Source organism: Serratia sp. HNCC26DJ206, from assembly GCF_057180605.1.
This window is the reverse complement of sequence record NZ_JBXUGP010000026.1, coordinates 81986-92866: the sequence shown is the minus strand read 5'-3', so window position 1 is coordinate 92866 and position 10881 is coordinate 81986. Positions and strand designations below refer to the sequence as shown.

Genomic DNA, 10881 nt, shown 5'->3' with positions numbered 1-10881 from the left:
AGCATTACGCCAGAGGGCGCCATTTTTGCCAGATGAGTTGTTAGCGGCCAAACAGGTCACGCCGGCGCTGACGAACAAATTGGCTGATTAACACCAGCACACCGACTAACAGGTAGGCAGCGAAGATCCCCACTAACCACTGCGGCATTTCTAATGACAGGAATTGCCATTGGCGCTCGGAACAGTCGCCTGATGCGTGGAACACGGCGGGCAACCATTTGTTGAGCGGCAGCCAGGATGGGAAATTGACGAAAAAATCACAGGTGTTGAACGGCGATGGATGTAATTGGATCATGGTGTGCTTCCAGGCCAGCTGTACGCCCGCCCAGGCACTGTAGATCCACAGCAAGATAGCCGCATAGCGCAGCGGCGTTTTGGGTGCTATTGCACCTATCAGCCCAGCCCCGAGGATCCCGAACAGCGCGACGCGTTCGTAGATACACATCACACAAGGTTCCAGCAGCATTACGTGCTGAAAATAGAGAGCAACCAACTCCAGTACCAATGCAGTCAGGACCAGCAGCAGCCAAGCACCGCGCCCCTGTGAGCAACGGTTAAAGAATTGCAACATATATTTGTTCTTCCATGCAGTAAGCAATTGAACCGGCAGTGTAAACCAATTCATCCCCGCTGCCAGCTATCTAGACGCTATTCCGTGAAAAATAGTCATTGGCTGCGGGGTTGTTATGGTGGTTAATGTGCCGTGATTGGGGCCACCGCGTCAAGCGATGGCAGCGTTAACCAGTGCCATTGGGTCAGCAAATCGGTGGCTGGAGCTAGCGTATGCTGCACGCATAACAGGCCGACCAGCGTCAGTACCAGCGTGTAAGGCAGCGCCATCCAGACCATACGGCTGTATGACAGACGTACTAATGGTGCTAATGCAGAAGTCAGCAGAAACAGGAAAGCGGCCTGACCATTGGGTGTCGCCACCGAAGGCAGATTAGTGCCAGTATTGATGGCCACCGCCAGCATTTCGAATTGTTTGAGTGAAATGGTCCCGTTTTCCAGCGCCACACGCGCTTCGTTAATATAGACCGTGCCGACAAAAACGTTGTCAGAAACCGACGAAAGCAGGCCGTTAAACAGATAGAACAGCGAAAGCTGCGCGGAAGGTTCTGCCTGCAAGACAAACTCAATCACCGGAGTAAACAGCCGTTGTTCAACGATCACCGCCACGATGGTAAAGAACACCGTCAACAGGGCAGTAAAGGGCAGGGCTTCCTGAAATGCTTTGCCGATGGCGTGCTCATCGGTGATGCCGCACAGCGAGGTGGCCAAGATGATCACCGAAAGGCCAATCAACCCAACCTCCGCCAAATGGAAAGCCAATGCAATCACCAACCAGACGCCAATCAATGCCTGCATTACCAGTTTCAGCTTTTCCTGGCGGTTACGTTTAGCGGTAGCTTTCCGATCGAACTCCTTCAACACTTCACGCACGCGTTCGGGCAACTTGGTGCCGTAACCAAATACCGCAAAACGTTCAACCAACAGACAGACCACCAGGCCGCAGACAAACACTGGCAGTGTTACCGGTGCCATCCGCAGGAAAAACTCACCAAAGCCCCACCCGGCGCTTTTGGCGATGATCAGGTTCTGTGGTTCACCGACCATGGTCATGACGCCACCGAGAGCAGTACCGACGCCAGCGTGCATCAGCAGGCTGCGTAAAAAGGCCCGGAACTGTTCCAGCGTCTGTTTATGGTCTGGGTTGTCAATACCGCTGTCATCGCTGACGTCAAGATTATTGTCGGCCCCTTTGGATGCGACATTGTGGTAGATCGAATAGAAACCGGTGCCGACGCTGATAACGACGGCAACTACCGTCAGGGCATCAAGGAAGGCGGAAAGCAAAGCTGCCGCAACGCAAAAGGCCAGTGAGAGCAGCATTTTTGAGCGGATATTAAGCAGCAATTTGGTAAATACAAACAGCAGCAACTGCTTCATGAAATAGATACCGGCCACCATAAACACTAACAGCAGCAGCACTTCAAGATTGTTGCTGATCTCCTCACTGACGTGCGCGGGGCTGGTCATTCCAATTAGAACGGCCTCAATGGCCAACAGACCACCCGGCTGTAATGGGTAACACTTCAGCGCCATGGCCAGCGTGAAGATAAACTCAATCACTAGCAACCAGCCAGCCACAAAGGGGGTGATCAGGAAGAACACTAACGGATTAATCACCAGAAAACTGATGATGGCTAATTTGTACCAGTCGGGAGATGACCCGAGAAAATTTTTTATCAATGCCGAGCGTATTGTCATATCCATGCTGTTTTCACAAAACCTTCAAAAGAGTTAACGCGCTATACCCTAGCAACGGCCATGGGTATGATGCAATCCAAGCTTTGCTTTACGGGGGATATTTCTGCAACTCGGTGTTTTCGCATATTTTTTGCCAGGTTATGCACACTTTCGTTTAATGTTTTTTGCTCCCGCTATGTGATACCCCGGCGATCTGGTATGATCAGCCGACTACTATTACTGCTTATCGTCGCTACGGAACGTCAAACACATGGTTATAAAGGCGCAGAGTCCTGCCGGTTTCGCGGAAGAATATATTATTGAAAGTATTTGGAATAATCGCTTCCCCCCTGGCTCTATTTTGCCCGCGGAGCGTGAGCTTTCAGAACTGATTGGTGTTACGCGCACCACATTACGTGAAGTGTTACAGCGATTGGCCCGTGATGGCTGGCTGACGATTCAGCATGGCAAACCCACCAAAGTAAATAATTTTTGGGAAACCTCAGGCCTTAATATCCTGGAAACCTTGGCACGCCTCGATCACAACAGCGTGCCGCAACTGATCGACAACCTGTTAGCTGTGCGCACCAATATTGCCTCGATCTTTATCCGTGCTGCCGTGCGCAACTACCCAGAACAGGCGCAGGAAGTGCTGGCGAAAGCCACCCAGGTTGAAGATAAGGCGGATGCATTCAATCACCTTGACTATGAGATCTTCCGTGGGTTGGCGTTTGCTTCGGGCAACCCGATTTATGGCTTGATTCTCAATGGGTTGAAAGGGTTGTACACACGTGTTGGCCGTTATTATTTCTCTAACCCAGAGGCGCGCAAACTGGCGCTCAGCTTCTACAACAAACTTTCTACCCTGTGCCATGAAAAAATGTACGATCAGGTGATGGATTGTGTACGTAACTACGGTAAAGAGAGTGGTGCGATCTGGCACAGCATGCAGGGTGCGATGCCGAGTGATTTGGCAGAGGCTCGCCGCTAGCCGGTTTCACGTCAAGTCAAAGGGGCGCTCGATGCGCCCCTTTGTTGTTTTAGCAGTTTATAACGTTGTGGGTCTTGGCGGGCAGCGATCGAGCAGTTCGACGCTGCCATCTTCGTTTTTCTGCTCCAGAATGATATCGAAACCCCACAGGCGATGCAGGTGCTTCATCACTTCCCTGCGGCCCTTATCCAGTGGCGCGCGATCCTGCGGAATATAGCGCAGCGTCAGCGAGCGATCGCCGCGCAGATCAACATTCCAAATCTGAATATTCGGTTCATGATTGCTCAGGTTGTACTGGGCTGACAACTCCTGGCGTATCGCGCGGTAACCCTCTTCGTTGTGGATCGCCGAGATCTCCAGATAATTGTTACGATCGTCATCCAGCACGGTGAACAAGCGGAAATCACGCATGACTTTCGGCGACAGGAACTGGCTGATAAAGCTCTCATCCTTAAAATCACGCATGGCGAAATGCAGCGTGTCCAGCCAGTCTTTGCCCGCGATGTCAGGGAACCAGTAACGATCTTCCTCAGTCGGTGACTGGCAGATACGTTTGATGTCCTGGAACATGGCAAAGCCCAGTGCGTAAGGGTTAATGCCGTTGTAATAGGGGCTGTTGTACGGCGGCTGGAACACCACGTTGGTATGGCTGTGCAGGAACTCCATCATAAAGCGATCCGTCACACGCCCTTCATCATAAAGATGATTAAGAATGGTGTAATGCCAGAACGTTGCCCAGCCTTCGTTCATCACCTGCGTCTGTTTTTGCGGATAAAAATACTGGCTTACCTTGCGCACAATGCGTAACACTTCTCGCTGCCATGGTTCCAGCAGCGGGGCGTTTTTCTCCATAAAATAGAGAATATTTTCCTGTGGTTCACGTGGGTAACGCAGAGCTTCTTCTGGCAGGGCTTCACGGTCTACACGTGGCAGGGTTTTCCACAGCGAGTTAACCTGGCTTTGCAGATATTCCTCACGGTTTTTCTGCCGTGCTTTCTCTTCCAGCAGCGAGATTTTTTGCGGACGCTTGTAGCGGTCGACGCCGTAATTCATCAATGCATGGCAGGAATCGAGCAGTTTTTCCACTTCCTCAACGCCATAGCGTTCTTCGCACTGGCTGATGTAGTGGCGGGCAAACAGCAGATAATCCACGATGGAACTGGCATCGGTCCAACTGCGGAACAGATAGTTATTCTTGAAAAACGAGTTGTGGCCATAGCAGGCATGTGCCATCACCAGTGCCTGCATGGTGATGGTATTTTCTTCCATCAGATAGGCGATGCACGGGTTTGAGTTGATCACGATTTCATAGGCCAAGCCTTGCTGACCTTGCTTATAGCGCTGCTCGGTTTCAATGAATTTTTTACCGAATGACCAGTGTGTATAGTTAATCGGCATGCCGACGCTGGAGTAGGCGTCCATCATCTGTTCGGAGGTAATGACCTCGATTTGATGCGGATAGGTGTCGAGCCGGTAATGTTTGGCTACCCGGTCAACCTGCTCCAGATAGACCTGTAGCAGTTCGAACGTCCAGTCCGGTCCATCGCTCAGACGTTTATCTTCCTTAACCTTTTTATGTGTCGAAGTAGTCATCAGCGCACCCTCATTTATTAGCGGACTCTGCTCGTTTCGGCAGGCCTTGTATCAATCATAGTTCAAGTTGAAATAAACCGTTATATATCAGCAAAGTAAAATCAACATATCACTATCGATTTATCACCGGCTTAGGTTTCAACCTACTCGTTACCGCGATCATCCTGATAGCCTGCGGTTATTGCTGCTGATTTATAGCCGAGAAGGTGCTGGGCTAAATGCTTCTTCTCTCTTTCGAGTATAGTCTGGCCAAAAGGCTGTGCAACTGGTGGCATAAGAGAGGTTGTTCTTTGGCAGCGAGTTTTTTCTGCTGTATAGGTGTGAGGTTTTCACAATACTATATTTCGAATTAATGGCGTTTTTCTGGTGTTAAATTCCGCATTTATCCTTGGGCTTATATTTACATGCCGTTAAATAAATGTTGCCAGCAAAGGTTGTTGTGGTGCTATCAATGCTGTCAATATCAGCGTGAAAGGTGCGTTTTCTTCTTTTATGCCCTTTATTGCCACAGCTTATCGCTATTTATAGGTGGCTATTGCAAAAGATACCCACTTGAATGATAAATTAACTGTGGATGTTGTCACGATTAACGATCAAGTTGTTTGCTAGTTTTTTACGCTGGGTTAATTTCTTGTGAACAGATGATTATGCTTTTCGGGAATTTGAGCTGGAGTCAATGATGCGTGTGGTCATTTTAGGGAGTGGAGTGGTCGGGGTTGCCAGTGCCTGGTATTTGGCAAAAGCCGGTCATGAGGTCACGGTTATCGATCGTCAAGCGGGGCCAGCAATGGAAACCAGTGCGGCCAACGCTGGGCAGATCTCACCGGGCTATGCCGCGCCGTGGGCCGCACCGGGTGTGCCGCTGAAAGCGATAAAATGGATGTTCCAGCGCCATGCGCCGCTGGCGATACGTCTTGACGGCAGCAGCTTCCAGTTACGCTGGATGTGGCAGATGTTGAGAAACTGCGACACCGCCCACTACATGACCAACAAAGGCCGTATGGTGCGCTTGGCGGAGTACAGCCGTGACTGTATCAAAATGCTGCGTCAGGAAACCGGTATTCAATACGAAGGCCGTCAAGGCGGCACGTTGCAGCTATTCCGTACTCAGCAGCAGTTTGAGAATGCCGCCAAAGATATCGCCGTGCTGGAAGATGCTGGGGTGCCTTATAAACTGCTGGAAGCCAGCCAATTGGCCACGGTTGAGCCAGCACTGGCGCAGGTTGCACACAAGCTGACCGGCGGTTTGCAGTTGCCCAATGATGAAACCGGGGATTGCCAGTTGTTTACGCAGCAATTGGTGAAGCTGGCTCAACAGGCTGGCGTCAATTTCTTGTTCAACCGCAGCGTTGACCGCCTGCTGGTGGAGGGGGATAAAATCACCGGGGTGCAATGTGATGGCGAAGTGATCCAGGCAGACTGCTATGTGGTCGCGTTTGGTGCTTATTCCACCGCATTATTGCGCGATCTGGTTTCCATACCGGTTTATCCGCTGAAAGGCTATTCATTGACGATCCCGATCACGGATGAGGCCGCCGCGCCTTTCTCTACCGTGCTGGATGAAACCTATAAAATCGCCATTACCCGTTTTGACCAGCGTATCCGCGTGGGTGGCATGGCCGAGATTGTGGGCTTCAATACCGAGCTGGAACAGAAACGGCGCGAAACGCTGGAGATGGTGGTACGCGATCTGTATCCAAACGGTGGCAGGGTTGAAGATGCCACATTCTGGACCGGTTTGCGCCCGATGACGCCCGATGGTACACCGATCGTTGGCCGTACTGCGCTGAAAAATCTCTACCTGAATACCGGGCATGGCACCTTGGGCTGGACCATGGCCTGTGGTTCTGGGCAGTTGCTTGCCGACCTGATTTCTGGCACCACACCGGCTATTCCGTCTGACGATTTGGCGGTGGCGCGTTACAGTGCCGGTTTTCGCCAGGGGCCAACTATCCCTTTGAACGATGTGCACCCGGCACGCTAGAAATTGATGAATGCCGCAGGTACTGCCTGCGGCTGTTGCCATGGAGGCCGAAGGAGAACCGATGCCACGCCCGATTACTGCCACGCTGCATTTAGACGCATTTGCCAATAATTTACAGGTCGTTCGCCGTTTTGCTCTCACCGCTAAGGTCTGGTCGGTTGTTAAGGCTAATGCCTATGGTCATGGTTTGAAGCATGTCTGGCGTAGCCTGGCACAGACTGATGGTTTTGCCTTGCTCGATCTGGCCGAGGCTGTGTTGCTGCGTGAATCCGGCTGGAACGGCCCGATTCTGCTGTTGGAGGGTTTTTTCCAGCCAGCGGATTTATTGTTGATCGATCGTTATCGATTAACTACCGCCGTGAACAGTGACTGGCAGTTGCAGGCACTGGCTGAAGCTCGCCTGCAAGCACCTGTGGATGTTTATCTGAAGTTGAATAGCGGGATGAATCGCTTGGGGTTTGCTCCAGAGCGTTTGCACAACGTTTGGCTGCAAGCACAGGAACTGCGCAATATCGGTTCGATGACGTTGATGAGCCATTTTGCCACGGCTGACAGCGCCGAAGGCGTGGTGCAACAGATGGCAACGGTTGAGCGTGCGTCGGCGGCAATCTCGCTGCCACGCTGCCTGGCGAACTCTGCCGCCACTTTGTGGCACCCAGCCACTCATGGCAGTTGGGTGAGGCCGGGAATTATTCTTTATGGTGCGTCACCCACCGGGCACTGGCGTGACATTGCTGACACGGGCCTGCAACCGACGATGACACTGAGTAGTGAGATTATTGGTATTCAGACGTTGAAGCAGGGCGATCGCGTTGGTTATGGTGGCCGCTATGCCGCAGCTGGGCCGCAGCGTATCGGGATCGTGGCTTGTGGCTATGCCGATGGTTATCCACGCCATGCACCAACCGGTACGCCAGTGTGGGTAGATGGCGTACTGACAGGCACATTGGGTACCGTTTCGATGGATATGATGATGGTGGATCTGACACCTTGCCCACAGGCCACTATTGGCACCCAGGTGGAGTTATGGGGGCGGAACCTGCCAGTGGACAAGGTTGCGGCTGCGGCTGGCACGCTGGGTTACGAATTGCTGACCGGATTGGCGGCGCGGGTCACCGTTAACGCTGTCTGATAGATGCTCGGCAGCAATCTCAAACGCCTCTGTGGAACCATCATGGTGCAATCCGGTAGATTCTGCTCATACTTTGAAATAGGTGAAAGCCAGTGAGTCACGGTATGATGTTCACCGTCATTTTGTCGGCTTGGTAGCTAGCGTTGAGAACACTTATCTTCATTTTATGCATGATCGGTTATCTGCTGGTACTGGGTTACCTTGGTGCTTTTGTCACCGATAAAATCTGCGAGAAATCCAATAATTTCAGTAAGATTTGCCGCATGGTAGATATCTCTGAGCCTCATATTCAGAGGTAGGGTGACGTCAAGGAAGTGCGTTTTTACATCGCTAGAACAAGGCAAATAGCAAGACGACGGGTAGGCTCAGTGGCCAAGTCAGGCCGATGGCTATCGCACTTATGCAGCGAATTTTAATGGTGTCTCGACTGACCAAGTAGGTAAAAATCATAGAAATTAACAGGCCAATTAAGTAAATATATTGCATTGTTACCCACAGCGATGACATTAAACCGATCCTAGTTGTTTTTTCAGCCGCGCATTTTAGGGGGTTAACCCGCGACAAGCAACGCTTTGCTCGGGCTTATGAAGCCCCTCAGTGCGTTTTAGAAGATGGCTTTAAAGTGCTTATCAAAAATAATTATAAATATAGTTTGCTAATAACAGATGGTTATGAGTAAATAGCGTCATCGGTTTGTAGCACAGACCTTATGAAAGCAGTTTTAGTAAAGCAGTTCTCAGTATTAGTGATATCCGACAGATACCTCTTCTTCCGCGAATTCTCTTCTTTAGTGCCCCATAAGTTTCCACTGATTAGCAGACCTCATTCGCCACTATGGCGGCCTAAAAAATAATGAAGGAAGTATCTATGTCTAATAAAATGACTGGTTTAGTAAAATGGTTTGACGCTGGTAAAGGTTTTGGTTTTATTTCACCTGCTGATGGCAGCAAAGATGTGTTTGTGCATTTTTCCGCCATTCAGGGTAACGATTACAAAACCCTTGATGAAGGTCAGAAGGTTGAATTCACCATTGAAAATGGTGCTAAAGGCCCTTCAGCAGGCAACGTTACCGCGCTGTAATCTGAGCCAGTAAGTAGGGCGGTTGAACCTTGCAATAGCGATGATGGCAAAGACCGGAGCAGACAAGCGATAATCCGCACTACCTATTTAATCCCGGTACTATACCGGGGTTGAATATCACCTCCCTCGAAAGCACTCACCAAAATATTCAATACTTCAGCAACAGAAAAGTTTATTGAAAAAGTAGTTTTTTCTGTTGTGAAAGGGCCGTGCTCAGGCCGTGTAACGCCGGAGTGTTCGATGAACGCTTACACCACACCATGACAGCCGGGAAAGCGACCGGCAAACATTACGACCCTGGCCTTGGCGCCGGGGTTTATTATTTCTAACTGTAGGTTGAGATATTCAGTTAGAAATAAAATCAGCCAGAAACCTGAGTTATCTGGCTGATTGATAAAATTAAGATCGGTTTCACGCCGTTTGTTTGTGGAACAACTCCCGGAATACCGGATAAATATCCTCTGGTTCACGGATATGCTGCATAGCAAAGTTTTCAAACGTTGCCTGCAAGTTTTCGTATTCGCGCCACAGCGTTTGATGGGCGCGGCGTGTGATCTCGATGTAGCTGTAGTAACGCACCATTGGCAGGATCTGTTTCGCCAGCAGTTCATGACACAGCGGTGAGTCATCCGCCCAGTTATCGCCATCTGAAGCCTGTGCGGCATAGATGTTCCACTGTGCCGGGTCGTAGCGCTCCTCAACCACTTCCGCCATCAGCTTCAGCGCGCTGGAAACAATGGTCCCGCCGGTCTCTTGCGAGTAGAAAAATTCCTGCTCGTCGACCTCTTTGGCCTGCGTATGGTGGCGGATGTACACCACCTCAACGTTCTTATAAGTTCGGCTCAGGAACAAATAGAGCAAAATATAAAAACGTTTGGCCATATCTTTGGTGGCCTGATCCATTGAACCCGAAACGTCCATCAGGCAGAACATGACCGCCTGGCTGGAAGGCTCCGGGCGACGCTCATAGTTTTTGTAGCGCAGATCGAAGGTGTCGATAAATGGCACGCTGGCGATTTTCTTGCGCAGTTCGGCAATTTCTTTCCGCAGACGCTCCTCTTCCAACAGTTGCACCGGTTCGGTGTTTTCCAACTGGGTGAGGGTGTCTTCAAGCTCATGCAGTGCCCGCCGTTTACCGGCAGTCATGGCGGTTCGCCGCGCCAATGAATTCTGCAACGAGCGCACAACGCTGATATTGGCTGGCACACCGTTAGCGGTGAAACCAGCACGATGGGTTTTGTATTCAGTTAACTGCTTATACTGATTTTTCTTCAGGTTTGGCAGCGCCAAATCTTCAAATAACAGATCGAGATACTCATCTTTGGAGATCTGGAAGACGAACTCATCTTCGCCTTCCCCATCCTGGCTGGCGTTACCTTGCCCGCTACCGCCGCCACCGCCGCCACCTTGTGGACGTTCGATGCGGTCATTTTGTACGAAGTGATCGTTGCCCGGATGAACGCGGTGACGTGTTCCGCCGCGTCCTTGATGAAACATTGGTTCGTTGATATCCCCAGCAGGAATCGAAACCGATTCTCCGCTGTCTACATCGGTGACCGAACGCTTATTGATGGCTTCGGCAATCGACTGTTTGATTTGCGACTTATAACGGCGCAAGAAACGCTGGCGATTCACCATGCTCTTGTTTTTGCCATTCAGCCGTCGGTCAATGAAATAGGCCATAGTTCCCCCAAACGACGTTGCCAACTTTCGTACCCTTTACTTTCAAGCCGCAGCATAGAGAGTTTATGGGCTAACCCCAGCCACTTATTCGTCTAAGTGACTGGGGACTCACACACTTGCCGCTTGCCTGCAACTTGCATTATTCAGGGTATATAACGCTAACCTGCA

General features: G+C 50.7%; 9 protein-coding genes. 4 read left to right on the top strand and 5 right to left on the bottom strand.

Annotation, left to right across the window (positions count from 1 at the left end):
- Window positions 1-40: 40 nt before the first annotated feature.
- Entirely contained in the window at window positions 41-571 is a 531-nt protein-coding gene (gene dsbB / locus AC2A1E_RS17745) for a disulfide bond formation protein DsbB (RefSeq protein WP_484384840.1), read from the bottom strand.
- A gap of 122 nt (window positions 572-693) precedes the next feature.
- A complete protein-coding gene (gene nhaB, locus AC2A1E_RS17740; protein ID WP_484384839.1) occupies window positions 694-2277 on the bottom strand; it encodes a sodium/proton antiporter NhaB in 1584 nt (527 codons plus the stop codon).
- A gap of 244 nt (window positions 2278-2521) precedes the next feature.
- Here nhaB and fadR point away from each other — a divergent pair, with 244 nt between their 5' ends.
- Window positions 2522-3241, top strand: coding sequence for a fatty acid metabolism transcriptional regulator FadR (fadR, locus tag AC2A1E_RS17735; protein ID WP_459402532.1), 720 nt, complete (start codon window positions 2522-2524; stop codon window positions 3239-3241).
- 57 nt (window positions 3242-3298) lie between these two features.
- Here the strand turns inward: fadR and AC2A1E_RS17730 are convergent, their stop codons facing one another.
- Entirely contained in the window at window positions 3299-4834 is a 1536-nt protein-coding gene (locus tag AC2A1E_RS17730) for a SpoVR family protein (protein ID WP_459402533.1), read from the bottom strand.
- Between the two features lie 679 nt (window positions 4835-5513).
- On the opposite strand from AC2A1E_RS17730, the gene AC2A1E_RS17725 reads away from it, so the two are divergent.
- Together AC2A1E_RS17725 and dadX are read left to right on the top strand one after the other, a co-directional pair.
- Complete coding sequence (locus AC2A1E_RS17725; protein WP_484384844.1) at window positions 5514-6818, top strand: D-amino acid dehydrogenase; 1305 nt, start codon at window positions 5514-5516, stop codon at window positions 6816-6818.
- 61 nt (window positions 6819-6879) lie between these two features.
- Window positions 6880-7950 (top strand): catabolic alanine racemase DadX, encoded by a 1071-nt coding sequence (gene dadX, locus AC2A1E_RS17720; protein ID WP_484384843.1) that lies wholly within the window; start codon window positions 6880-6882, stop codon window positions 7948-7950.
- Between the two features lie 330 nt (window positions 7951-8280).
- On the opposite strand, the gene AC2A1E_RS17715 is transcribed toward dadX, so the two are convergent.
- Complete coding sequence (locus tag AC2A1E_RS17715) at window positions 8281-8457, bottom strand: GhoT/OrtT family toxin (RefSeq protein ID WP_459402535.1); 177 nt, start codon at window positions 8455-8457, stop codon at window positions 8281-8283.
- Window positions 8458-8817: 360 nt separating this feature from the next.
- Between AC2A1E_RS17715 and cspE the strand changes: the two genes are divergently transcribed.
- Complete coding sequence (cspE, locus tag AC2A1E_RS17710) at window positions 8818-9030, top strand: transcription antiterminator/RNA stability regulator CspE (RefSeq protein ID WP_076940257.1); 213 nt, start codon at window positions 8818-8820, stop codon at window positions 9028-9030.
- Between the two features lie 411 nt (window positions 9031-9441).
- On the opposite strand, the gene AC2A1E_RS17705 is transcribed toward cspE, so the two are convergent.
- Window positions 9442-10713 (bottom strand): YeaH/YhbH family protein, encoded by a 1272-nt coding sequence (locus tag AC2A1E_RS17705; protein WP_484384838.1) that lies wholly within the window; start codon window positions 10711-10713, stop codon window positions 9442-9444.
- Window positions 10714-10881: the final 168 nt, after the last annotated feature.